Source organism: Variovorax nivicola, assembly GCF_051216475.1.
GTDB lineage: Bacteria > Pseudomonadota > Gammaproteobacteria > Burkholderiales > Burkholderiaceae_C > Variovorax.
In genome coordinates, this window is record NZ_JBPJZK010000001.1 from 305,033 (window position 1) to 327,776 (window position 22,744).

A 22,744-nucleotide genomic window follows, 5' to 3' on the forward strand; every position below is an offset into this window, starting at 1 on the left:
GCGGAAGCTGCGGGTTTTAACCTGCACGAAACCCCACATGAAAACCTCCGGCACCCATCCCGAATCGCAGCACCACGGCCACAGCCTGGCGGAAGACCTTCCGCTCATGGAGGCACAACGCCAGGAGCGCCGCCGAGCTTTGCTCTGGCTGTCTTCCTCGGCCTTGCTCGCCAGTTGCGGCGGAGGCGGCGGCAGCGATTCGAGCAGTGCCAATGCGCTGACCGCAGCAGCAGTGAGCGCACTGGCGTCGGGCACCACGGCCGCCAGCACGACTACGACCTCCAGCACGTCGACCAGCACAACCACCACGACCAGCAGCAGCGCGTGCCCCGCATTGCCCGCGGAAACGTCCGGCCCCTATCCCGCGGACGGCACCAACACCGCCTCCGGTTCGACCTCCGACGTGCTCACCGCCAGCGGCATCGTGCGAAGCGACATCCGCAGCAGCTTCATCAGTTCGAGCACCGTGGCACAGGGCGTGGCTTTGACGATCACGCTGACGCTGCAGAACACCAACGCCAGCTGCGCCGGACTGGCGGGCTATGCGATCTACCTGTGGCACTGCGACCGCAGCGGCAACTATTCGTTGTACACGGCCGCTGCCGAAAGCTATCTGCGCGGCGTGCAGGTTACCGACAGCGCGGGGCAGGTGAGCTTCACGACCATCTTCCCGGCCTGCTACTCGGGCCGCTGGCCGCACATGCACTTCGAGGTGTTCACCAGTCTGTCGTCCGCCACCACCGGTAAGAACTCCGTGCTCACCTCGCAACTGGCCATGCCGAGCGACGTCTGCAATGCGATCTATCCGAACGTCACCGGCTACAGCGCGAGCGTGGCCAACCTGGCGGCTGTGTCGTTGTCCACCGATAACGTCTTCGGCGACAACACGGCCGCGCAGATCGCGGCGATGACGCCCACGATGTCCGGCAGCGCCAGCGCGGGCTACACCGCGCGTGCCGTCATCGGCCTGGCGGTCTAGATGGTTCGAGCGGTCTGAGTGATTCGAGTGATCGGAGAATGGGGGCATCGCATCACCCCCATTCGCATCACCCATGAGCGTGCAAGCACTCAGATCGTCCTTCGGTTCCAACTGCCACTGGTGCGGTCTGCCGATGGATTTCGAAGAACCGCGCGACAAGCCCGATTCAGCGACCATCGAGCATCTTTTCGACTCGACCCTGGGCGGCGTCCGGAAACCGAAGTACCGGCGGCTCGCGCATGCAATCTGCAACCACACGCGCAACGAGTTCAGGCTGCAGGCGCAGCGCCAGTTCGAGCAGTGGATCGCGCAGCGCCAAACCTCTGGGAAACCCTGACTGTAAAAAATACACTTGTCTGAAATTCAGGCAATACAAGTGTTTTGAATTCAGGCGAAAGGCACATCTTCCGAGTGAAGAAGCCTTTGTTATCAACGAGTTGGAGCGTGGCACGAACTGTGCAATATTCAGTCACCAATATCAGGAGACATGAATATGAATCGTCGCCATCTCGTCGCACTGGCTGCACTTGCCACGTGCGCCGCTGCCGCCCCCGCATGGGCCCAATCCAACGAAATCCGCATCGCCCACATCTACAGCAAGACGGGCGCGTTGGAGGCCTACGGCAAGCAGACCCAGACCGGTTTCATGATGGGCCTGGACTACGCCACCGGCGGCACGATGACGGTCAACGGCAAGAAGATCGTGGTCATCGAGAAGGACGACCAGGGCAAGCCCGACCTCGGCAAGTCGCTGCTGGCGGCTGCCTATTCCGACGACAAGGCCGCGCTGGCCGTAGGCCCGACCGCATCGGGCGTGGCGCTGGCGATGCTGCCCGTGGCCGAGGAATACAAGAAGATCCTGCTGGTCGAGCCCGCCGTGGCCGACTCGATCACCGGCGACAAGTGGAACAAGTACATCTTCCGCACCGGCCGCAATTCGAGCCAGGACGCGATCTCCAACGCGGTGGCCGTCGACAAGGCCGGCGTTACCGTCGCCACGCTGGCACAGGACAACGCCTTCGGCCGCGACGGCGTGAAGGCCTTCGGTGCCGCGCTCAAGAAAGCCAAGCTGGTTCATGAGGAGTACCTGCCGCCCACCACGACCGACTTCACGGCCGGCGCGCAGCGCCTGATCGACAAGCTGAAGGACCAGCCGGGCCGCAAGATCATCTGGATCGTGTGGGCTGGCGCGGGCAATCCGTTCAAGATCGTCGACCTCGACCTGAAGCGCTACGGCATCGAGATTGCCACTGGCGGCAACATCCTGCCGGCCATGGCCGCCTACAAGTCGCTGCCGGGCATGGAAGGCGCGGCGTACTACTACTTCGGCATTCCGAAGAACCCGGTGAACGAGGCCTTGGTGTCGGCGCACTACAAGCAGTTCAAGACACCGCCGGACTTCTTCACGGCCGGCGGCTTCTCGGCCGCGATGGCGGTGGTGACGGCGCTGAAGAAGACCAACGGCGACACCAACACCAACAAGCTCATCAGCACCATGGAAGGCATGAGCTTCGACACGCCCAAGGGCAAGATGACCTTCCGCAAGGAAGACCATCAGGCGATGCAGTCGATGTACCACTTCAAGATCAAGGTCGACCCGGCGTTCGCCTGGGGCGTGCCGGAGCTGGTGCACGAGATCAAGCCTGAGGAAATGGACATCCCCATCAAGAACAAGCGCTGAACACGGCGCCGATCACCCCCTGACCCGCGCGGCGCACGAGGAAGCGCCGCCCCCCTTTCGCCCCGGATGGCCGCCGGGCGAAGCGCCAGCCTGCGTCCGCGCAACCTGTCGCGACCTACGGCCGATTCGTCAGTCTGCAAGCAAGCGTTCGATACCCACAACACAAGGAGACAGCGATGCCAGCGATGAAATGGAACTGGAAGGGACTTGCCGCGGCCGCGGCAATAGCGGTGGCGGCGCATGCCGCGACGGCGGCGGTGCCGCTGCCGGCGCTCGGCGCCAACCCGGCGGAGGTGAGCGTGTCGGGCCTGTCGGCCGGCGGCTTCATGGCGGTGCAACTGCACGTGGCGTACTCGGCCACCTTCAAGCGCGGCGCCGGCGTGGTGGCCGGCGGGCCGTTCTATTGCGCCGAGGGCTCGGTGGTCAACGCCACCGGGCGCTGCATGACGCACAGCACCAGCATTCCGGTGTCGACGCTCGTGAGCACCACCAACAGCTGGGCGGCCAGCGGCGCCGTCGACCCGGTGTCGAACATGAGCGGCTCCAAGGTCTACCTGTTCTCGGGCACGTCCGACAACACCGTCAAGCAGGCGGTGATGGACGACCTGAAGACCTACTACCAGAGCTTCGTGCCCACCGCCAACACGGTCTACAAGAACAACATCGGCGCGGGCCACGCGATGGTCACCGACGACTACGGCAGTGCCTGCAGCACCACCGCCGCGCCCTACATCAACAACTGCGGCTTTGATCTGGCGGGCGAGATCCTCACGCAGCTCTACGGGCCGCTGAACCCGCGCAACAACGGCACGCTGGGCGGCACCTTCACCGAGTTCAACCAGTCGGAGTTCATCACCGGCCACGGCATGGCCGCCACCGGCTGGATCTACGTGCCGCAGGCCTGCACCACCGCGTCATGCCGCGTGCACCTGGTGCTGCACGGCTGCAAGCAGAACTACACCGACGTGAGCGACCAGTACGTGCGCAAGACTGGCTACAACCGCTGGGCTGACACGAACAACATCGTGCTGATCTACCCGCAGACCAGCACGGCCGCCACCAACAGCTGCTGGGACTGGTGGGGCTATGACAGCGCCAACTACGCGAAGAAGTCGGGCTCGCAGATGGCGGCGATGAAGGCGATGATCGACCGCGTCACCGGCTCCTCGGGCGGGAGCGGCCTGCCGGCGCCTACCGGCGTGGGCACCTCGGGCGCGACCAGCAGCAGCATGGTGATCGGCTGGGCCGGCGTGAGCGGCGCCAGCGGCTACAACGTGTACCGCGGCGGCAGCAAGGTCAACGCTGCGCCTGTTGCCGCCACCAGCTACACCGACACCGGCCTGGCCGCGTCCACCACCTACAACTGGACCGTGGCCGCGCTGGATGCGAGCAACGTGGAGGGCGCGATGTCGGCCGCCGCCACGGGTGCGACAACCGCAGGCCCGGGTGGCGGTGGAACGTGCTACACCGCGAGCAACTATTCGCACACCGTCGCCGGGCGCGCCTATGCACTGTGGGGCCTGACCTATGCCTACGGCTCGGGGCAGTCGATGGGCCTGTGGAACATCTACGTCACGACCACGCTGAAGCAGACCGGGCCCAACTACTACGTGATCGGCACCTGTTGAGGCATGCCGGTCTTCATTTCTCTTTTCGATTCGCAATGACCAACAACGATGCTTGAGACCCGAGATCTGACCATCCGCTTCGGTGGGCACGTGGCCGTCAACAGCGTGAGCTGCGCTTTTGCGCCGGGTACGCTGACGGCCATCGTCGGCCCCAACGGCGCGGGCAAGACCACCTATTTCAATTTGATCTCGGGCCAGCTCAAGGCGAGCGCGGGCACGGTGTCGCTCGACGGGAAGCTGCTGTCGGGCCTGTCCCCGTCCGCGCGCACGCATGCGGGGTTGGGGCGGGCCTTTCAGCTGACCAACCTGTTCCCCAACCTCACGGTGCTGGAGAACGTGCGCCTCGCGGTGCAGGCCACGCGCGAGGGTGCGCACCGGCGCGGGCTCAACCTGTGGAGCATCTGGAGCGACCACAAGGCGCTGACCGAGCGCGCCGACCAAATCCTGGCCGACGTGGCGCTGAAATCGCGCGAGCATGCGACGGTGGCGAGCCTGCCGCACGGCGACCAGCGCAAGCTCGAAGTGGCATTGCTGATGGCGCTGGAGCCCAAGGTCTTCATGTTCGACGAGCCCACGGCCGGCATGAACGCGGCCGAGGCGCCCGTCATCCTCGACCTGATCCGCAAGCTCAAGCAGGACAAGAGCAAGACCATCCTGCTGGTCGAACACAAGATGGACGTGGTGCGCGAACTCGCGGACCGCATCATCGTGCTGCACAACGGCACGCTGGTGGCCGACGGCGAACCGGCGGAGGTGATCGCCTCGCCGGTGGTGCAGGAGGCCTACCTGGGCGTCGCGAAGGAGGCCGCATGAGCACCCAGAATCTTTTGACGCTCGAAGGCGTGCATACGCACATCGGGGCGTATCACATTCTCCATGGCGTGGACCTTGCCGTGCCCAAGGGGCAGCTCACGATGCTGCTGGGCCGCAACGGCGCGGGCAAGACGACCACGCTGCGAACCATCATGGGCCTGTGGCATGCGTCGCAGGGCAGGGTGCGCTTCGGTGACAAGGAAATCACCGCGCAGCACACGCCGCAGATCGCCGGCCTGGGCATTGCCTACGTGCCCGAGAACATGGGCATCTTCTCCGACCTCACGGTGAAGGAGAACATGCTGCTCGCCGCGCGCGGCGCCAAGAACGCCGCGCAGATCGACGACGCGCGCCTGAAGTGGATCTTCAAGCTCTTTCCCGCGGTCGAGAAGTTCTGGAACCACCCTGCGGGCAAGCTCTCGGGCGGGCAAAAGCAGATGCTGGCCGTGTCGCGCGCCATCGTGGAGCCACGCGAGCTGCTCATCGTCGACGAGCCCAGCAAGGGCCTTGCGCCCGTGATGATCAACAACATGATCGACGCCTTCGCCGAGCTCAAGCGCAGCGGCGTGACGATCTTGCTGGTGGAGCAGAACATCAACTTCGCCCAGCGGCTGGGCGACAACGTCGCGGTGATGGACAACGGCCGCGTGGTGCACAGCGGCTCCATGGCGGCGTTCTCCGCGGACGCGCAATTGCAGCAATCGCTGCTCGGACTGGCTCTATGAAACTCGACTTCGACTGGAGGCCGCTGCTGCTGGCCCCGATTCTTGCGCTCGTCGCGCTGCCGCTCACGGGCTCTTTCTCGACCTGGCTCACGCTGACGGTCGCGGGGCTGGCGATGGGCATGATCATCTTCATCATCGCCTCGGGCCTCACGCTGGTGTTCGGCCTGATGGACGTGCTGAACTTCGGCCACGGCGTGTTCATCGCGCTCGGTGCCTTCGTGGCGAGCAGCGTGCTTGGCCTGATGGGTGACTGGACGGGCTCGGGCGAGCTGTGGCGCAACCTCGTCGCGGTGTTCCCGGCAATGCTGGTTGCGATGGCTGTGGCCGGTGCAGTGGGGCTGGCCTTCGAGCGCTTCATCGTGCGGCCTGTGTACGGCCAGCACCTGAAGCAGATCCTCATCACGATGGGCGGCATGATCATCGGCGAAGAGCTCATCAAGGTGATCTGGGGCCCGGCGCAGATTCCGCTGCCCTTGCCCGAAGCGCTGCGCGGCTCGCTGCTGATCGGCGACGCGGCCATCAGCAAATACCGGCTGCTCGCGGTGGCTGTGGGCGCGGTCGTGTTCGGCGTGCTGGCATGGACGCTGGGCCGTACCAAGATTGGCCTGCTCATTCGCGCAGGCGTGCAAGACCGCGAGATGGTCGAGTCGCTGGGCTATCGCATCGGCCGGCTGTTCGTCGGTGTGTTCGTGGTGGGCAGCGCGCTGGCTGGCCTTGGCGGCGTGATGTGGGGGCTGTTCCAGCAGAACCTGGTGCCGCAGATGGGCGCGCAGGTCAACGTGCTGATCTTCATCGTCATCATCATCGGCGGGCTGGGCTCGACGGGCGGGGCGCTCATCGGCGCGCTGCTGGTGGGGCTGATGACCAACTACATCGGCTTTTTGCTGCCCGCGCTCACGCAGTTCGCGAGCATCTTCCTGATGGTGGCCGTGCTGCTGTGGCGTCCGCAGGGTGTGTACCCCGTGGCGAACCGTTGAAGAGGAGGAAGACGACATGTTCCTGAAACGACTTCTCTCCAACGACATGCCGAAGAGCCGCCTGCTGGCCGTGCTGCTGCTGGCGCTGTTCATCGCACTGGCGTTCGCGCCGTTCATCTTCCCGGGCGTGAAGGCGCTCAGCGTCGCGGCCAAGATCCTGGTGTTCGTTGTGCTGGTGGCCAGCTTCGACCTGCTGCTGGGCTACACCGGCATCGTGAGCTTCGCGCACACGATGTTCTTCGGCATCGGGGCCTACGGCATCGCGATTTCGGCGACGCGGCTCGGGCCCAGTTGGGGCGCGGTGCTGGTGGGGCTGGGGGCGTCGCTGGCGATATCGCTGGTGCTCTCGTTCGCCATTGGCCTGTTCTCGCTGCGGGTACGCGCGATCTTCTTCGCGATGATCACGCTGGCCGTGGCCTCGGCCTTCCAGACGCTGGCCTCGCAGCTCTCGGACTTCACCGGCGGCGAAGACGGCCTCACCTTCAAGCTGCCCGAGCTGATCTCTCCGAGCTTCGAGTTTTCGGAAGAGCCGTTTCTCGGCGTTTCGCTCGACGGCCGACTGCTGTGCTACTACCTGCTGTTCGTGGCCGCGGTGGTGCTGGTGCTCGCGCTGCTGCGCATCGTGAATTCGCCCTTCGGCCGCGTGCTGCAGGCCATTCGCGAGAACGAGTTTCGCGCGGAGGCCATCGGCTACCGCGTGGTGGTGTACCGCATCACAGCCGCCGTGCTGTCGGCGCTGTTCGCCACGCTGGCCGGCGCGATGCTCGCGATCTGGCTGCGCTACAACGGGCCCGACACTTCGCTGAGCTTCGAGATCATGATCGACGTGCTGCTGATCGTGGTGATCGGCGGCATGGGCACCATCTACGGCGCGGCCATCGGCGCGGTGCTGTTCGTTGTGGCGCAGAGCTATCTGCAAGACTTGCTGCGCATCGGCAACGAGGCCGCAAGCGGGTTGCCCTGGCTGGCGGCGCTGTTGTCGCCCGATCGCTGGTTGTTGTGGCTTGGTGTGCTGTTCGTGCTGTCGGTCTATTACTTTCCGACCGGCATCGTTGGCAAGCTGCGGGCGAGGGCAGCGCGATGAGCTACGACTTCATGACGCCGTTGTCGCGCTACGCACAGCTCGCGGGCCGCGAGCTCCACTGGCTCGAATGGGGCGCGCCGGAGGCGCCGGTGGTCATTGCGTGGCACGGCCTGGCGCGTACCAGCCGCGACATGGACGAACTGGCGCAGCACTTTGCGGCGCGCGGGTTCCGCGTGATCTGCCCCGACACCATCGGCCGTGGCCTGAGCCAGTGGAGCCCGCTGCCCGACGAGGAATACAAGCTCTCGTTCTACGCGCGCATCGCGAATGCGCTGTGCGACGAGCTGCGGCTGGGGCGTGTGCACTGGGTTGGCACCTCGATGGGCGGCGCCATCGGCACGGTCTGCGCGTCGGGCCTGTTCGAGCCGCGCATGAAGGCGCGCATCGCGAGCCTGGTGCTCAACGACAACGCACCCGAACTGGCTCAGCCTGCCATCGAGCGCATCCGCGCCTATGCGGGCGAGCCGCCCGCGTTCGACACGGTGGCCGAGCTGGAGGCTTTCTTCCGCACCGTCTACAAGCCCTATGGCTGGCTCAGCGACGCGCAATGGCGCCGCCTGACCGAAAGCTCCACGCGCCGCCTGCCCGACGGCCGCGTCACGCCGCACTACGACCCGGCCATGGTTCGCCAGTTCAGCGCGCACGACAACGACTACCTGATCTGGCCGCACTACGACGCCATCGAGGCGCCGGTGCTGTGCCTGCGCGGCGCCGAGTCCGACCTGGTGCTGCCCGGCGTGATCGAGGAGATGAAACGCCGCGGCCCTGGCGCGGCCGGCAGGCTGCAGGTGATCGAAGTGCCTGCCTGCGGTCACGCGCCCGCGCTGAACGTGCCCGGACAACTGGAGCCGATCGAAGGGTTTATTCGGGCGGCCGGTCGTTGAAGGAGCGGCGGCGTGACAATCGCCGCCCACCTCAATCACAAGGCCGATCAACGGGCCTCGAACACCATGGCGCTCTCGCTCTACGACATCTCCGTGCCCGTCTTCACCCGCGGACTCGGCCAACTCACCCATCTGCTCGACAAGAGCCTCGCGCACGCCAAGGCCAACGGCATCGACCCGGCCACGCTGGTCGAGGCCCGGCTTGCGCCCGACATGCTCACGCTCGTCGGCCAGATCCAGCGCGCGAGCGATGCCTCGAAGCTGGGCATTGCCCGCATTGCCGGTATCACCGCGCCAAGTTTTCCCGACGAGGAAAAGACCTGGGACGACCTGGTCGCCCGCATCGCGAAGACACAGGACTTTCTGGCGACCGTGGACCGCGCGCAGATCGACGGCCAGGAAGAGCGCCCCGTGACCATCAAGGCGCGCGAAGGCGAGGCGCATTTCACCGCGCAGCGCTACCTGCTGCAGTTCGCGCTGCCCAACTTCTTCTTCCACGTGACCACTGCCTACGACGTGCTGCGCCACAAGGGCATGCCGGTGGGCAAGATGGACTACCTCGGCAAGTTCTGAGGCATTGAAGGCCGGCGGCCTTCACGCCACCGGGACAAACTTCAAATTGCCGTGACACATGCGCACGCACGGCGTGCGCCGCAAACAATCGCGCCTGACCGCTGTCGGTCTGACATTCGAGCGAGGTTTGCGATCATGAACATGTTGTCCAGAAGGGCGTTCTCGGGGCTTGCCGTGGGAGCTTCCGCGTTCGTGGCGGCCGTGGGCGGCGGATGGCCGGTGCGCAGTGCGCTGGCTGCGTCGCCGGGCCTGCGGGACTACGGCAAGGCCCCGGAGTTCGCGGGCATCGACAAGTGGCTCAACTCGCAGCCGCTCACGATGCAGGGGCTGGCGGGCAAGGTGGTGCTGGTCGACTTCTGGACCTACTCCTGCATCAACTGCATTCGCACGCTGCCGCACGTGGTGCGCTGGTACGAGAAGTACAAGGACCAGGGCTTCGTGGTGGTGGGGGTGCATTCGCCCGAGTTTGCGTACGAGAAGTCGACGCGCAATGTGCAGGACGCGATCGAGCGCTTCAACATCCGCTATCCGGTGGCGCAGGACAACAGCTTCACCACCTGGAAGGCCTACAACAACCAGTACTGGCCCGCGTTCTACCTGGTCGACAGCAAGGGGCAGGTGATGCGGCAGCATTTCGGCGAAGGGGAATACGCCGAGATGGAGGCCGCGATCGAGGCGTTGCTGGCGCGCAGGTCGGCTGGCTGAACGCCTGGGCGGCGTCCAGTTCTTTCTTTATGGACGCAGTGACGTTGTCGTGGGCCAGCCCGCCAGGTTGCGTTCGGCAATGTCTGCGAGTGCAGTAATCCATGCTGGACTGTCGTTGAGGCAGGGGATGTAGCTGAAGGCCTTGCCGCCCGCGTGCATGAAGGCTTCGCGGCCTTCCATGGCGATTTCTTCCAGCGTTTCGAGGCAGTCGGCTGGAAAGCCGGGGCACACCACATCGACGCGCTTCACGCCGGATGCGCCGAGCTCGCGCAGCGTCGGCTCGGTGTAGGGCTCCAGCCACTTGGCGCGGCCGAAGCGCGACTGGAAGGTCACGCGGTACTGGGCGGCCGAAAGGCCGAGCCGAGCCGCGAGCAGGCGCGCGGTTTCGAGGCACTGCGCCTGATACGGATCGCCGAGCGTGATGTTGCGCGCGGGAATGCCGTGGAAGCTCATCAGCAGCACATCGCCGCGGCTTTCGGTCTTCCAGTGGCGCTCGATGCTTTGCGCGAGCGCCTCGATGTAGGCGGGGTCGTCATGGTAGTCGTTGACGAAACGGAACTCCGGCACGCGGCGTTGCTTGCGGCTCCAATCGTTCACTGCGTCGATCACGCTGGCCGTGGTGGTGGCCGAGTACTGCGGGTAGGCTTGCAGCACCAGCACGCGCGTGGCACCTTCGGCTTGCAATGCGTCGAGCCGGGAGGCGATGGATGGGCTGGCATAGCGCATCGCGTCGCGCACCGTCACGCGGTGGCCGCGCTCGCCGAGCCAACCGGCCAGCAGCGTGGCCTGCTTCTGCGTCCACACCTTGAGCGGCGAGCCTTCGGGCATCCAGATGCTCGCGTACTTGGCGGCGGACTTGGCTGGCCGCGTGCGCAGGATGATGCCGTGCAGGATCAGCGCCCAGAGGGCCTTCGGGATTTCGACCACGCGCGGGTCGCCCAGGAAGTCGGCGAGATAGGGGCGAACGGCGGCGGCGGTGGGGGCATCGGGTGAACCCAGGTTGCACCAGAGCACAGCGGTGCGCGGGGTACTTGGAGAGGCGGTCTCATGGCTTGGAGGCATGCGATATTCTCGGGCATGACTTCCGCTCCCACGGCCTCCGCAAGCGCCGCGCCTCTCGATCTCAAGCGCATCTCGGCGATCTCTCTCGACCTCGACGACACCCTGTGGCCGATCTGGCCGACCATTGAACGCGCCGAAGCCGTGCTGCATGACTGGCTATTGCGCGAAGCACCGAAGACGGCTTCGCTGCTGATGACGCCGGGCATCCTGCGCGAGCTGCGTGAAGCCACGGCAAAGGAGCGCTCAGACCTCGCGCACGACCTGAGCGCGCTGCGACGCGAATCGATTCGCACCGCGCTCACGCGTGCGGGCGAAGATCCGGCGCTGGCCGAGCCGGCCTTCGATGCCTTCTTCGCCGAGCGCCAGCGCGTGACGCTGTACGACGACGCACTGCCAGCGCTCAAGTGGCTCAGCGAGCGCTATCCGCTGGTGGCGATCTCGAACGGCAATGCCGATGTCCACAAGACCGGCGTCGGCCGCTGGTTCCGCACGGCCTTCAATGCGCGCGCCTTCGGCAGCGGCAAGCCGCACGCGCCGATCTTCCGCGCCGCCGCAGCCTCGGTCGGCCTGCTGCCGAAGGACGTGCTGCACGTGGGCGACGACGCCGAGCTCGACGTGGTTGGGGCGCTCAACGCCGGCATGCAAGCCGCCTGGCTGGTGCGCGACGAGCGGCCCTGGGTGCACGGTGCGCGGCCGCAGTTGATCGTGCCGAACCTGCACGCGCTTTGCATGGCGCTGGGCGCCTGAGGCGCTATTTGAAGACGGGGCGGAAGAAGCTGCGCTCGTAGCTGAGGATGCAGCGGGTTTCTTCTGCGTATTTGAAGGCGGCCTGGCACTCCGGGTCCTGCATCGAATCGGCGCGGTACTTTTCGTACTCAGCCAGGCTGGGAAACGTGAACATCGCCAGCGCCACATCGTTCGCGCCCTCCGACGGCAAAAAGTAGCCGTGGTGCTGGCCGCCGAACTTCTCGACCAGCGGAATCCAGAGCTTGCCGTAGTGCTCGAATTCCTTGAGCTTGTAGGGATCGACGATGTAGCGCAGGTAGCAGGTGACCATGGGTGCTTGTTCCGTGAGGTGGGCTGATGAGGGGTATTGGCGCGGCGTCTGCAGCGATTCGCCGGGCTGACTATAGTTTCCTGTCTGTCTCACCGTCTTGCGGCCTCGCGCCGGGCAGGAACCCCAAAGTGCATTTCTCCAACTGGCTCATCTTCTGCGGCGTCACGCTGCTTGTCGCTTTCACACCTGGACCGGCAGTGCTGCTCGCGGTCTCGAACTCGATGAGCGTGGGCCCGCGACGCGCAATGATCAGTTCGCTCGGCAATGCGACGGGGCTGTTCATGGTGTCGGCCGCTGCGATGGCCGGGCTGGGCGTGGTGCTCTCGACCTCGGCCCATGCCTTCATGGTGCTGAAGCTGGCCGGCGCGGCCTACCTGATCTACCTGGGCATCAAGCAATGGCGCAGCCAGGGCAGCGTGTTCGCCGACCTGCAGGGTTCGTCGGCTGCAGCCTCGCCGCGTTCGAGCTGGCGCTTGTTCGGGCATGGCCTGACGGTGGCGCTGACCAACCCGAAGGGCATTCTTTTCTTCTCGGCGCTGTTCCCGCAGTTCCTTACGCAAGACGCGCCGCTCGCCACGCAGTTCGCGGTGCTGACGACGACCTTTGCAGCCGCCTCGGTGCTGTCGCATGCGTTCTACGTGCTGCTGGCGCGTCTGCTGCGCAAGCAGCTGTCGGACCCGCGCCGCACGCGTGTCTTCAACAAGCTGTCGGGCGGCGCGTTCGTGCTGCTGGGGCTGAGCCTGCTGCGCTTGCCCAACAAGACGGCCTGACTCGCTTCTTTCCTAGTCGAGCGCGAACTGTTCGCGCAGCGCCGCGCAGAAATCGGCTGTGCCGCTGAGCGACAGGGTGACGGTGTCGAAGCGCGGGTTGTCTTCGCGCGTCTGCTGCAGGTCGTAGTCCCACGTCGCACCTTCTTCGAGCGCGCCGCGCGCATCGGGGAACGTGGCTTCGGCCCAGGCCAGCACTTGCGTGATCTCGGCCTGTACCTCGGGCGTCTTGTCGGGCGTGGTCGATGCCATCGCATCGAAGGTGCCGTGGCCTTCGGTGTCTTCGCTGTAGTCGAAATCGAGGTAGCGCAGTTCGGTCGTCATGCGGTTGCCAATGCCTTTGCAGCCGCCAGCCCGCTGAGGACTGCGCCTTCGAGCGTGGCCGGGTAGGGGCCTTTGATGTAGTCGCCGCAGGCCTGCAGGCCGGGGGCGATGGCCGACGCGGGTCTTGAAAGCGCGGGCGTGCATGCGAAGGTGGCGCGCTTCTCGACCACGGTCTGCACGAGCTGCAGGTTCGTCTGGCCCAGTTGCACAGCCGCCTGGGCGATCACCTGTTCTTCCAGCACCTCGCGCGAGCTTTCATTGGCGCTCACGACCATTGCGAGCACGCCTTGCAGGCCGCTGAGCTGGCCGCGGTCGAACGCGAACTGCGCTGGTGCCGTGGCCGGGTCGCTGCGCAGCGCGAGCATCGGTTCCGCGAGCGGCGAGGCGCCGCGCACGTAGATGGTGGCGATGGCTTCGAAGCGCAGGGCCTCGGTGGTTTCGCACCAGGCATCCGCTTGCAGGCCGGATGCGCGAACCAGTCGGGCCGCGTCCCACGGCGCGCAGGCCAGCACGACCTGATCGAAGACTTCATCGTCGACGCGCCATTGCCCGCCGCTGGGCGCGATGGCGCGCACGCGGGTGCCGATGCGCGTCACGGCACCGTGCTGCGCCAGCCATCGGATTGCCGCGTCAGGAAGCAGCGCGCCCAGATCGGCACAAGGCAGCAGAAGGTCGGCACCGCCGCTGCCGCTGAAGAGGGCGTCTTTGAGCACGCGTAGGAACACTTCACCGCTCGACCGCGCAACGGGCGTGTTGAGGGCCGAGACGCATAGCGGCTCGATCAGCTCCTGCATCACGCGCGGCGTGAGGCCGGTGCACAGATCGGCGACGGTGGTGCTTGCGGCGCAGCGAAAGCCCGCAAGCCGCCAACCGATCGCCGTGCGCAGCAGCGAAGACTTGTCACGCCACGTCCAGCCGCGCGCCGTGAAGATTCCGGCCAGCAGATCGAGCGGTGCGGGCAGCCGCGGAAGCTTGAGCCCGCCGCCATCGGCAAAGCGAAGCGAAAGCGGCAGGCGCAGCAGCGCGTTGTCGACATCGACGCCGATGTCGCGCATGAGCTGCAGCGTGGCGGTGTACGCGCCGATCAGGATGTGCTGCCCGTTGTCGAGCGCCAGCCCGTGCATGTTGTCGACCCGCCGCGCGCGGCCGCCCGGCATGTGCGCCGCTTCGAACAGCGTGACGGCATGGCCGAGGCGCGTGGCCTCGACCGCGCAGGCAAGGCCGGCCCAGCCGGCGCCGATGACAGCCGTCGTCTTCAAGACTAGATGCGCCCCAGCGCCTGAACCTTCCAGGCCAGCCAGAACTTGCGCACCGGCGTCAGGCTCACCCGCTGGTTCAGCACCTGGAAGTTGTCGCGCTCGATCTCGCGCAGCAGCGTGCGATAGATGCTGGCCATCATCAGGCCCGGCTTCTGCGTGCGCCGGTCGGCCAGTGGGAGCAGGGCGAGCGCTTCGTCATACGCCACGTGGGCGCGCGCGGCCTGGAACTTCATCAGCGTGACGAAGCGGTCGGAGTGCACGCGGTTCAGGACTTCGTGCGCCTTCACGTCGAACTTCTGCAGCTCGTTCACCGGCAGGTAGATGCGCCCGCGCAAGGCGTCTTCGCCGACGTCGCGCAGGATGTTGGTGAGCTGCAGCGCCAAGCCCAGCTTGTGGGCGTAGGTGGTGGTTTTCGGGTCGGTCTGGCCAAAGATGCGCGCCGCGACTTCGCCGACCACGCCGGCCACCAGGTGGCAGTAGCGCGCGAGGCCGGGAAAGTCGAGGTAGCGGGTCTGGTCCAGGTCCATCTGGCAGCCGTCGATCACCTCGTGGAGTTGGCGCGCCTCGATGCCGTAGGCCGCGGTGTGCGGCATCAGCGCCTGCATGACCGGATGGCGCGGCGTGCCCGCGAACGACTGGGCTACCTCGGTGCGCCACCAGGCGAGCTTGGTGGCGGCCACGCCGGGGTCGCTGACCTCGTCTACCACGTCGTCGACCTCGCGGCAGAAGGCATAGAAGGCCGTGATCGCGGCGCGGCGCGGCTTGGGAAGGAACAGGAAGGCGTAATAGAAACTGCTGCCCGAGGCGGCGGCCTTGTCTTGCACGTATTGCTCGGGATTCATCGGGGAGGCACTGCTTTCATGGGCCGTGATTGTCTCCGCATCTGCATGGCCTTCCAGAGCAGCACGGGCGCGTCGGTCTTGCCGATGGTGGGGCGCTGCGAGAAGGTGTCGAAGCCCAGGTCCTCGATCTTGTCGAGGATGCGCAGGCCGCCCTGCACGACGAGGCGCAGCTCCCAGCCGGCGCGGCCGGGCAGGCGGTGCACGAGAGGGGCGCCTTCGTGCATGAGCTCGCGCGCCCAGTGCGACACCACTGCTATCAGATTGATAGCTTCCTGCGGAGGCGGGGCGTTCGAGAGAGGCGCAAAAACCTTGAAGTTCTCGCGCGTCATCTTGCGGCGGGCACAGTCGGTCAGCGGAAAGTAGAAGCGGTCGCGCGGCAGGTCGACGCTCGGGTCCTGCCAGAAGTTGATGAGCTGCAGCGCGGTGCAGATGGCGTCGCTCTGCGCCAATGCCTCGGTGTCGTGCACGCCGTAGAGATGCAGCAGCAGCCGGCCGACGGGGTTGGCGGAGCGGCGGCAGTAGTCGAGCAGTTCGGCGCGGTCGGCGTAGGTGCCGCGGTCGCGGGTCTTCTCGATGTCCTGCATGAAGGCGCTCAGCAGGTCGGCGAGCAGGTCTTCGGGCAGGCCGTACTTGGCGATGCTGTGGGCCAGCGGGCCGAACACATGCGGCCAGCGCGATGACGGGAGCACTTCGTCCCGAGCGGCGGCGGAGAGTTCTTCGCGGTAGGCGTGCAGCTCGGCCAGGCGCTCGCCGGGCGAGGCGGTGCCTTCGTCGGCGATGTCGTCGGCGGTGCGCGCGAAGTGGTAGATCGCAGCGATCGGCGGGCGCAGATGTGGCGGGCACAGCCACGAGGCGACGGGGAAATTTTCGTAGTGCGCCGGCGGCGCAGCGAGGTGGGGAGTGGCGGACACGCCACGATTGTCAGCGACGATGCAAAGTCCCGGCACTATGCTCGCAGCGTCGCCACTTTGAACTCCCGCTTCATGAAAGCATCCGCTTCGGCTCCCGGGCCCCAGGTTTCAGCGTACGGCGAGGCGACGCATCCGAAGGGGCCGACGCTCATGATCGCGGCGCTGGGCGTTGTGTTCGGCGACATCGGCACCTCGCCGCTCTACGCCTTCAAGGAAACGATGAACCCCGAGCACGGCGTGCCGTTCTCGCCCGATTCGGTGCTGGGGCTGCTCTCGCTGATTTTCTGGGGGCTGATGTTCGTGGTCACGCTGAAGTACGTTGTGTTCGTGCTGCGCGCCGACCACGACGGCGAGGGCGGCATCCTGGCGCTGCAGGCGCTGGCGCGCAGCGCGGTTGCGGGGCCGAAGACCAGGCCGTGGGTGTGGAGCGTCATCGGCATGCTTGGCCTGGTGGGTGCGGCCATGTTCTACGGCGACAGCCTGATCACGCCGGCCATCTCGGTGCTGTCGGCGGTCGAAGGGCTGGAAGTGCAGGCACCGGTGCTGCAGCGCGCGGTGATCCCGATCACGGTGGTGATCCTGGTGGCGCTCTTCATGGTGCAGAAGAAGGGCACGGGCGTGGTCGGCAAGATCTTCGGGCCGGTCATGCTGCTGTGGTTCATCGTGCTGGCTGCAGCCGGCTTGTGGCAGGTGCTGCAGCAGCCCCAGGTGCTGGCGGCGCTGGACCCACGTCGCGCCCTCGGTTTTCTCGTCGAGCATCGGGCGCAGTCGCTGGCGGTGCTGGGCGCTGTGTTCCTGGCGTTCACGGGCGGCGAGGCGCTGTATGCCGACATGGGGCACTTCGGCGCCAAGCCGATCCGACTGGCGTGGATGTTCATCGCATTGCCGGGACTGGTGCTGAACTACTTCGGGCAGGGCGCGCTGGTGCTGGCGAACCCGGCCGCCATCGACAACCCGTTCTTCCGGCTCTTTCCCGCGTGGGGTGTGCTGCCGATGGTGGTGCTGGCAGCCATGGCGACGGTGATCGCTTCGCAGGCGGTGATCTCGGGCGCCTTCTCGCTCACGGCGCATGCCATGCGCATGGGCTACCTGCCGCGCATGCGGGTGATCCAGACCTCGGGCACGGCCATCGGGCAGATCTACGTGCCGGCCGTCAACTGGCTGCTGATGGTGGGCGTGCTTCTGCTGGTGCTGGGTTTCCGCAGTTCGGGCGCGCTGTCGGCCGCGTATGGCATCGCGGTGTCGATCACGATGGTGACGACCACGCTGCTGGCCGGCATCGTGGCCTGGGGGCTGTGGCGCTGGAACAAGGTGGCGGTGGTGATCGGCGTGACGGCCTTCGCGGTGGTCGACCTGACCTTCGTGATCGCCAACAGCCTGAAGGTGGCCGAGGGCGGCTGGCTCACGCTGGCGGTGGCGGCCGTGGTGATGGTGGTCTTCACCACCTGGGCCAAGGGCCGCCGGCTGGGGCTGGAGGCCGCCGCGGCCGAGAGCCTGCCGCTGCGGCCGTTCATCGAATCGCTGGCGCAGCACATGCCGCACCGGGTGAGCGGCACGGCTGTGTTCCTGAACCCCGATGCCACCGCAGTGCCCCATGCGCTGCTGCACAACCTCAAGCACAACCAGGTGCTGCATGAACAGGTGATCGTGCTGCGCGTGCTGCCCTGCGACACGCCGCGCGTCGATGCACGCATCCGCATCGAGGCCGAGCAGCTGATGGAGGGCATCTGGATGGTCACGGCGCGCCACGGCTTCATGGAGCGGCCCGACGTGCCCGAGTTCATCCGCATCCTGGCGTACCAGAAGACGCTGGCGATCGATTCGATGAAAACTTCGTACTTCGTCTCGCGCGCTTCGGTCGGCGAAGAAAATCTGCCGGGCCTGAACCCGGTCCGCAGGGTGCTGTTCGGCTGGCTGCAGCGCAATGCAGGGCGTGCGTCGGACTACTTCGAGCTGCCCGACAACCGGCTTGTGGAGATGGGTCAACGCACCTAGTGACCGGCGGGTCATTGACAGTAGTTCACGTTTACCCTAAATTACTAACCAGTGGGTCAGTAATGATCCGGTTCGTCCTTTCCAGGGTGTTTCATGACCGCCTCCGCCGTCCTCTCGTCACGTGTCCGCAGCGCCGCATGGCTGTTGCTTCCCGCCATCTTCCTGGCCGGCTGTTCGCCGAAACCCGCAGCCGAGGACCCCGTTCGCGCGGTCAAGTTCGTGACCGTGGGGGCGAGCGAATTCGATGCCCAGCCCGAGTTTTCCGCCGAGGTGCGCGCGCGTGTCGAATCGCGCCTGGGCTTCCGCGTGGCGGGCAAGATCACCAAACGCCAAGCCGAACTCGGCCAGCACGTGCAGGCCGGCCAGGTGCTGGCCCAGCTCGATCCGCAGGACTACCGCCTTGCCGCTGAAGCCGCGCGCGCCCAGCAGGCCGCGGCGCTGACCAACCGCGACCTGGCTGCCGCTGACCTCAAGCGCTACAGCGAACTGCGGGCGCAGAACTTCATCAGCGGCGCCGAGCTTGAGCGCCGCGAAACCACCTGGAAGGCCGCGCAGGCCCAGCTCGAACAGGCGCAGGCGCAACTCGCCTCGCAGGGCAACCAGGCCAACTACACGACGCTGGTGGCCGACGTGGCCGGCATCATCACCGCCATCGAGGCCGAGCCGGGCCAGGTGGTGCAAGCCGGCACGCCGGTCGTGCGCATTGCACAAGACGGCGCGCGCGATGTGGTGTTCGCGGTGCCCGAAGACCGTGCCACGCTGATCAAGGCCGGCTCGCCCGTCACGGTGCGTGGCTGGTCTGGCGGCAACGAATTGCAGGGCCAGGTGCGCGAAGTAGCGGCCAGTGCCGACGCGGTCACGCGCACGTACTCGGTCAAGGTCGCAATCGACGCGGCCACATCGCCGCCGCTCGGCGCCACGGTCTATGCGCGTCCGCAGGCGCTCGCCCATGGCGCCACCACGGTGATGAAACTGCCGACCAGCGCGCTGCGCCAGGAAGGCAAGGGCTCGGCCGTGTGGGTGCTCGACAAGTCGACCATGACGGTGCGTTCGCAGACCGTGCAGGTGGCCACGGCCGACGGCAATGAGGCCGTGATCGCCGGAGGCATCGCGCCCGGCATGATGGTCGTGGCCGCTGGCGTGCACGTGCTGTCGCCGGGCCAGAAGGTCACCATCTACCAGTCCAAGGAGGCGGCCGCGGCCGCCGCCAATGCCGGTGCGAAGGAGTCGGCGCAGCCCGTCGCGGCTGTCGCTGCGACGAACAAGGAGATCGCAGCGGGTGCCGGCAAATGAGCGACGGCACAGCGACTCCCACTGACAAGCCCGCCGGCTTCAACCTCTCCAAATGGGCGCTGGACCACGCGCCCCTCACGCGCTACCTGATGGTGGTGCTGATGGTGCTGGGCGCTTTCGCGTACTTCCAGCTGGGGCAGGACGAAGACCCGCCGTTCACCTTCCGTGCGATGGTGGTGCGCACCTACTGGCCCGGCGCCACCGCGCAGCAGGTGGCCGAGCAGGTCACCGACAAGCTCGAGCGCACGCTGCAGGAAGCACCGTACGCCGACAAGATCCGCAGCTACTCGAAGCCTGGCGAGTCACAGATCATCTTCAACATCAAGGACTCGTCGAAGTCCACCGAGGTTGCCAACGTCTGGTACACGGTGCGCAAGAAGATCGGCGACATGCGCGCCACCTTGCCCGCCGGCGTGCAGGGGCCGTTCTTCAATGACGACTTCGGCGATGTCTACGGCGTGATCTACGCGCTGGAAAGCGAAGGCTTCAGCTACGCCGAACTCAAGACGCTGGCCGACGACGTGCGCCAGCAACTGCTGCGCGTGAAAGACGTTGCCAAGGTCGACCAGTTCGGCGTGCAGGACGAGAAGGTCTACATCGAGATCTCGCAGAAGCGCCTGGCGCAACTGGGGCTCGACTTCAACGCGGTGCTGGCGCAGCTCGGTTCGCAGAACGCGATCGAGAGCGCGGGCACGATCCAGTCGCCGCAGGACGTGGTGCAGGTGCGCGTCGGGGGCCAGTTCACCAGTGTCGACCAGCTGCGCGAGATGCCCATTCGCGGCAGCTCGGGCAACCAGATCAAGCTCGGCGACATCGCGGACATTCACCGTGGCTACATCGATCCGCCGTCGGTCAAGATGCACCACCAGGGCAAGGAAGTGATTGGCCTGGGCGTGTCGATGGCCAAGGGCGGCGACATCATCGCGCTTGGCAAGGCACTGAAGGCCACCACCGCCACCATCGACCAGCGCCTGCCGGCCGGCGTGAAGCTGGCGCAGGTGCAAGACCAGCCGGTGTCGGTTGCGAGCTCGGTCAACGAATTCGTCGGCGTGCTGATCGAGGCCGTGGCCATCGTGCTGGCCGTGAGCATCATCTCGCTCGGCCTGCACAAGGGCGGGCGCTTCGGCTGGTACATCGACATGCGCCCGGGGCTGGTGGTGGCAATCACCATTCCGCTGGTGCTGGCCGTGACCTTCCTGGCGATGAACTACTTCGGCATCGGGCTGCACAAGATATCGCTGGGGTCGCTCATCATCGCGCTCGGCCTGCTGGTGGACGACGCGATCATCGCGGTCGAGATGATGGTGCGGAAGATGGAAGAGGGCTACGACAAGGTCCGCGCCGCCACCTTCGCCTACGACGTGACGGCCAAGCCGATGCTCACGGGCACGCTCATCACCGCGGCGGGTTTCCTGCCGATCGGCATCGCCAAGTCGGTGACGGGCGAGTACACCTTCGCGATCTTCGCGGTGACGGTGATCGCGCTGGTGCTGTCGTGGATCGTCTCGGTGTACTTCGTGCCGTACCTCGGCACGCTGCTGCTCAAGGTGAAGCCGCACGACCCTGATGCACCGCCGCATGAGCTGTTCGACACACCGTTCTACAACGTCTTCCGCCGCACGGTGAACTGGTGCGTGCAGCACCGCTGGATGACCATCGGCGCCACGATTCTGATTTTTGCGCTCGGTATCGTCGGCATGGGCAAGGTGCAGCAGCAGTTCTTCCCCGATTCGAGCCGGCCAGAGATCCTGGTCGACCTCTGGTTCCCAGAAGGCACCTCGTTCGCCGCCAATGAAGAAGTGGCCAAGCGCGTCGAGCAGCGCGTGATGCAGGAGGCCGGCGTGAAGACGGTCAGCACCTGGATCGGCTCCGGCGTGCCGCGCTTCTACCTGCCGCTGGACCAGGTTTTTCCGCAGACCAACGTGTCGCAGCTCATCGTGCTGGCCAAGGACCTGAAGGTGCGCGAGACGCTGCGCCTGAAGCTGCCGCAGCTGCTGGCGCAGGAATTCCCCGAGGTGCGCGGGCGCGTCAAGCTGCTGCCCAACGGACCGCCCGTGGCGTATCCGGTGCAGTTCCGCGTGATCGGCGTCGACCCGGCGCAGCTGCGCGGCCATGCCGATGAGGTGAAAGCCGTGCTGCGCGACAACGCCAACATGCGCGGCGTGAACGACAACTGGAACGAGTCGGTCAAGGTGATCCGCCTCGAAATCGACCAGGCCAAGGCGCGCGCGCTCGGCGTGACGAGCCAGGCCATCGCGCAGGCCTCGAAGACCATGTTCAGCGGCACCACCGTTGGCCAGTACCGCGAGAACGACCTGCTGATCGACATCGTGCTGCGCCAGGCGCCCGACGAGCGCCAGGCCATCTCGGACATCGGCAACGCCTACATCCCGACGACCTCGGGCCGTTCGATTCCGCTCACGCAGATCGCCAAGCCGGTGTTCACCTGGGAGCCGGGCGTGATGTGGCGCGAGAACCGCGACTACGCGATCACCGTGCAGGGCGACGTGGTCGAAGGCCTGCAGGGCGCGACCGTGACGGCCCAACTGCTGCCGAAGCTGCGCGAGCTCGAAGCAGGCTGGGTGGCGGCCGGGCAGGGCGGCTACCGCATCGAGGTGGCGGGCGCGGTGGAGGAGAGCAGCAAGGGCTCGGCCTCGATCGTGGCTGGCGTGCCGATCATGCTGTTCCTGGTGTTCACGCTGCTGATGCTGCAACTGCACAGCTTCAGCCGCTCGCTGCTGGTGTTCATCACCGGCCCGATGGGCATTGCCGGCGTGGCCGGTGCGCTGCTGGTGCTGAACCGGCCTTTCGGCTTCGTTGCGCTGCTGGGCGTGATCGCGCTGATGGGCATGATCCAGCGCAATGCGGTGATTCTGATCGACCAGATCGAGCTCGACCGCGCGGCGGGCGTGCCGGCGTGGGACGCGATTGTCGAGTCGGCGGTGCGGCGGCTGCGGCCGATCGTGCTGACGGCCGCGGCGGCGGTGCTGGCCATGATCCCGCTGTCGCGCAGCGTGTTCTGGGGGCCGATGGCGGTGGCCATCATGGGCGGCCTGATCGTCGCGACGGTGCTGACGCTGCTGGCCTTGCCGGCAATGTATGCAGCGGCATTTCGTGTGAAGCGGGAGCCGGATGAACCCAAGGGGTTGCCCGAGCCGAAAGCGGTCCCGATTAGCGTTTAAAAT

The 22,744-nt window shown here is 66.3% G+C and carries 22 protein-coding genes; 16 read left to right on the plus strand and 6 right to left on the minus strand.

Features of this window, described 5'->3' with window-relative positions:
* Positions 1–37: 37 nt before the first annotated feature.
* The 11 genes from ACSFBF_RS01395 to ACSFBF_RS01445 all read left to right on the plus strand — a co-directional run bounded on the left by ACSFBF_RS01395 (position 38) and on the right by ACSFBF_RS01445 (position 10,049).
* Entirely contained in the window at positions 38–979 is a 942-nt protein-coding gene (locus ACSFBF_RS01395; protein ID WP_435464593.1) for a dioxygenase family protein, read from the plus strand.
* Positions 980–1,112: 133 nt separating this feature from the next.
* On the plus strand, positions 1,113–1,316 hold the full coding sequence (locus tag ACSFBF_RS01400) for a hypothetical protein (RefSeq protein ID WP_435464594.1): 204 nt from the start codon (positions 1,113–1,115) through the stop codon (positions 1,314–1,316).
* Between the two features lie 156 nt (positions 1,317–1,472).
* On the plus strand, positions 1,473–2,660 hold the full coding sequence (locus ACSFBF_RS01405; protein WP_435464595.1) for a substrate-binding domain-containing protein: 1,188 nt from the start codon (positions 1,473–1,475) through the stop codon (positions 2,658–2,660).
* A gap of 176 nt (positions 2,661–2,836) precedes the next feature.
* Positions 2,837–4,288 carry an extracellular catalytic domain type 2 short-chain-length polyhydroxyalkanoate depolymerase gene (locus ACSFBF_RS01410; RefSeq protein ID WP_435464596.1) on the plus strand — a complete coding sequence of 484 codons (1,452 nt, stop codon included), beginning with the start codon at positions 2,837–2,839 and terminating at the stop codon, positions 4,286–4,288.
* Positions 4,289–4,336: 48 nt separating this feature from the next.
* On the plus strand, positions 4,337–5,101 hold the full coding sequence (locus ACSFBF_RS01415; RefSeq protein ID WP_093056434.1) for an ABC transporter ATP-binding protein: 765 nt from the start codon (positions 4,337–4,339) through the stop codon (positions 5,099–5,101).
* Positions 5,098–5,826 (plus strand): ABC transporter ATP-binding protein, encoded by a 729-nt coding sequence (locus ACSFBF_RS01420; RefSeq protein ID WP_435464597.1) that lies wholly within the window; start codon positions 5,098–5,100, stop codon positions 5,824–5,826. The genes ACSFBF_RS01415 and ACSFBF_RS01420 overlap by 4 nt, the downstream gene beginning before the upstream one ends.
* The gene (locus tag ACSFBF_RS01425; protein ID WP_435464598.1) at positions 5,823–6,803 is read left to right on the plus strand and encodes a branched-chain amino acid ABC transporter permease; all 981 of its coding nucleotides are present in this window, start codon (positions 5,823–5,825) and stop codon (positions 6,801–6,803) included. The genes ACSFBF_RS01420 and ACSFBF_RS01425 overlap by 4 nt, the downstream gene beginning before the upstream one ends.
* 16 nt (positions 6,804–6,819) lie before the next feature.
* On the plus strand, positions 6,820–7,887 hold the full coding sequence (locus tag ACSFBF_RS01430) for a branched-chain amino acid ABC transporter permease (RefSeq protein WP_435464599.1): 1,068 nt from the start codon (positions 6,820–6,822) through the stop codon (positions 7,885–7,887).
* 11 nt (positions 7,888–7,898) lie between these two features.
* Positions 7,899–8,771, plus strand: coding sequence for an alpha/beta fold hydrolase (locus ACSFBF_RS01435; RefSeq protein WP_435465872.1), 873 nt, complete (start codon positions 7,899–7,901; stop codon positions 8,769–8,771).
* A 66-nt stretch (positions 8,772–8,837) separates the two neighbouring features.
* A complete protein-coding gene (locus ACSFBF_RS01440; protein ID WP_435465874.1) occupies positions 8,838–9,344 on the plus strand; it encodes a DUF1993 domain-containing protein in 507 nt (168 codons plus the stop codon).
* A gap of 141 nt (positions 9,345–9,485) precedes the next feature.
* A complete protein-coding gene (locus ACSFBF_RS01445; RefSeq protein WP_435465876.1) occupies positions 9,486–10,049 on the plus strand; it encodes a thioredoxin family protein in 564 nt (187 codons plus the stop codon).
* Between the two features lie 27 nt (positions 10,050–10,076).
* Here the strand turns inward: ACSFBF_RS01445 and hemH are convergent, their stop codons facing one another.
* Positions 10,077–11,111 (minus strand): ferrochelatase, encoded by a 1,035-nt coding sequence (gene hemH, locus ACSFBF_RS01450; protein ID WP_435464600.1) that lies wholly within the window; start codon positions 11,109–11,111, stop codon positions 10,077–10,079.
* A gap of 15 nt (positions 11,112–11,126) precedes the next feature.
* Between hemH and ACSFBF_RS01455 the strand changes: the two genes are divergently transcribed.
* Complete coding sequence (locus ACSFBF_RS01455) at positions 11,127–11,858, plus strand: HAD family hydrolase (protein WP_435464601.1); 732 nt, start codon at positions 11,127–11,129, stop codon at positions 11,856–11,858.
* Positions 11,859–11,862: 4 nt separating this feature from the next.
* Here the strand turns inward: ACSFBF_RS01455 and ACSFBF_RS01460 are convergent, their stop codons facing one another.
* Entirely contained in the window at positions 11,863–12,168 is a 306-nt protein-coding gene (locus tag ACSFBF_RS01460; protein WP_435464602.1) for an NIPSNAP family protein, read from the minus strand.
* 128 nt (positions 12,169–12,296) lie between these two features.
* Between ACSFBF_RS01460 and ACSFBF_RS01465 the strand changes: the two genes are divergently transcribed.
* On the plus strand, positions 12,297–12,938 hold the full coding sequence (locus ACSFBF_RS01465) for a LysE family translocator (protein ID WP_435464603.1): 642 nt from the start codon (positions 12,297–12,299) through the stop codon (positions 12,936–12,938).
* Between the two features lie 12 nt (positions 12,939–12,950).
* Here ACSFBF_RS01465 and ACSFBF_RS01470 read toward each other — a convergent pair whose 3' ends face one another.
* From ACSFBF_RS01470 to hpnC, 4 genes are read right to left on the minus strand one after another with little or no spacing between them, the layout of a single operon-like run.
* Positions 12,951–13,259 (minus strand): hypothetical protein, encoded by a 309-nt coding sequence (locus tag ACSFBF_RS01470; RefSeq protein WP_435464604.1) that lies wholly within the window; start codon positions 13,257–13,259, stop codon positions 12,951–12,953.
* A complete protein-coding gene (hpnE, locus tag ACSFBF_RS01475) occupies positions 13,256–14,518 on the minus strand; it encodes a hydroxysqualene dehydroxylase HpnE (protein WP_435464605.1) in 1,263 nt (420 codons plus the stop codon). The genes ACSFBF_RS01470 and hpnE overlap by 4 nt, the downstream gene beginning before the upstream one ends.
* Positions 14,519–14,520: 2 nt before the next feature.
* Positions 14,521–15,360 (minus strand): presqualene diphosphate synthase HpnD, encoded by an 840-nt coding sequence (hpnD, locus tag ACSFBF_RS01480; protein WP_435464606.1) that lies wholly within the window; start codon positions 15,358–15,360, stop codon positions 14,521–14,523.
* Positions 15,357–16,271 carry a squalene synthase HpnC gene (gene hpnC / locus ACSFBF_RS01485; RefSeq protein WP_435464607.1) on the minus strand — a complete coding sequence of 305 codons (915 nt, stop codon included), beginning with the start codon at positions 16,269–16,271 and terminating at the stop codon, positions 15,357–15,359. The genes hpnD and hpnC overlap by 4 nt, the downstream gene beginning before the upstream one ends.
* A 150-nt stretch (positions 16,272–16,421) precedes the next feature.
* Between hpnC and ACSFBF_RS01490 the strand changes: the two genes are divergently transcribed.
* From ACSFBF_RS01490 to ACSFBF_RS01500, 3 genes are all read left to right on the plus strand, one after another.
* Positions 16,422–18,266: a potassium transporter Kup gene (locus ACSFBF_RS01490; protein WP_435465878.1), complete on the plus strand. Its 1,845-nt coding sequence runs from the start codon at positions 16,422–16,424 to the stop codon at positions 18,264–18,266.
* Positions 18,267–18,359: 93 nt separating this feature from the next.
* Positions 18,360–19,559, plus strand: a complete 1,200-nt coding sequence (locus ACSFBF_RS01495; protein WP_435464608.1) for an efflux RND transporter periplasmic adaptor subunit — start codon at positions 18,360–18,362, stop codon at positions 19,557–19,559.
* Entirely contained in the window at positions 19,556–22,741 is a 3,186-nt protein-coding gene (locus ACSFBF_RS01500; RefSeq protein WP_435464609.1) for an efflux RND transporter permease subunit, read from the plus strand. Before ACSFBF_RS01495 ends, ACSFBF_RS01500 begins: the two co-directional genes overlap by 4 nt.
* Positions 22,742–22,744 lie beyond the last annotated feature (3 nt).

Excerpts from the sequence above, each read along its gene's own strand:
- ACSFBF_RS01405 (WP_435464595.1), top strand. The coding sequence starts at position 1,473 with ATGAATCGTCGCCATCTCGTCGCACTGGCTGCACTTGCCACGTGCGCC.
- ACSFBF_RS01425 (WP_435464598.1), top strand. The coding sequence starts at position 5,823 with ATGAAACTCGACTTCGACTGGAGGCCGCTGCTGCTGGCCCCGATTCTT.
- ACSFBF_RS01460 (WP_435464602.1), bottom strand. The coding sequence starts at position 12,168 with ATGGTCACCTGCTACCTGCGCTACATCGTCGATCCCTACAAGCTCAAG.
- hemH (WP_435464600.1), bottom strand. The coding sequence starts at position 11,111 with ATGCCTCCAAGCCATGAGACCGCCTCTCCAAGTACCCCGCGCACCGCT.
- ACSFBF_RS01470 (WP_435464604.1), bottom strand. The coding sequence starts at position 13,259 with ATGACGACCGAACTGCGCTACCTCGATTTCGACTACAGCGAAGACACC.
- ACSFBF_RS01440 (WP_435465874.1), top strand. The coding sequence starts at position 8,838 with ATGGCGCTCTCGCTCTACGACATCTCCGTGCCCGTCTTCACCCGCGGA.
- ACSFBF_RS01395 (WP_435464593.1), top strand. The coding sequence starts at position 38 with ATGAAAACCTCCGGCACCCATCCCGAATCGCAGCACCACGGCCACAGC.
- ACSFBF_RS01410 (WP_435464596.1), top strand. The coding sequence starts at position 2,837 with ATGCCAGCGATGAAATGGAACTGGAAGGGACTTGCCGCGGCCGCGGCA.
- ACSFBF_RS01455 (WP_435464601.1), top strand. The coding sequence starts at position 11,127 with ATGACTTCCGCTCCCACGGCCTCCGCAAGCGCCGCGCCTCTCGATCTC.
- ACSFBF_RS01445 (WP_435465876.1), top strand. The coding sequence starts at position 9,486 with ATGTTGTCCAGAAGGGCGTTCTCGGGGCTTGCCGTGGGAGCTTCCGCG.
- ACSFBF_RS01400 (WP_435464594.1), top strand. The coding sequence starts at position 1,113 with ATGGATTTCGAAGAACCGCGCGACAAGCCCGATTCAGCGACCATCGAG.
- ACSFBF_RS01430 (WP_435464599.1), top strand. The coding sequence starts at position 6,820 with ATGTTCCTGAAACGACTTCTCTCCAACGACATGCCGAAGAGCCGCCTG.
- ACSFBF_RS01495 (WP_435464608.1), top strand. The coding sequence starts at position 18,360 with ATGACCGCCTCCGCCGTCCTCTCGTCACGTGTCCGCAGCGCCGCATGG.
- hpnD (WP_435464606.1), bottom strand. The coding sequence starts at position 15,360 with ATGAATCCCGAGCAATACGTGCAAGACAAGGCCGCCGCCTCGGGCAGC.
- ACSFBF_RS01490 (WP_435465878.1), top strand. The coding sequence starts at position 16,422 with ATGATCGCGGCGCTGGGCGTTGTGTTCGGCGACATCGGCACCTCGCCG.
- ACSFBF_RS01500 (WP_435464609.1), top strand. The coding sequence starts at position 19,556 with ATGAGCGACGGCACAGCGACTCCCACTGACAAGCCCGCCGGCTTCAAC.
- ACSFBF_RS01420 (WP_435464597.1), top strand. The coding sequence starts at position 5,098 with ATGAGCACCCAGAATCTTTTGACGCTCGAAGGCGTGCATACGCACATC.
- ACSFBF_RS01415 (WP_093056434.1), top strand. The coding sequence starts at position 4,337 with ATGCTTGAGACCCGAGATCTGACCATCCGCTTCGGTGGGCACGTGGCC.
- ACSFBF_RS01435 (WP_435465872.1), top strand. The coding sequence starts at position 7,899 with ATGACGCCGTTGTCGCGCTACGCACAGCTCGCGGGCCGCGAGCTCCAC.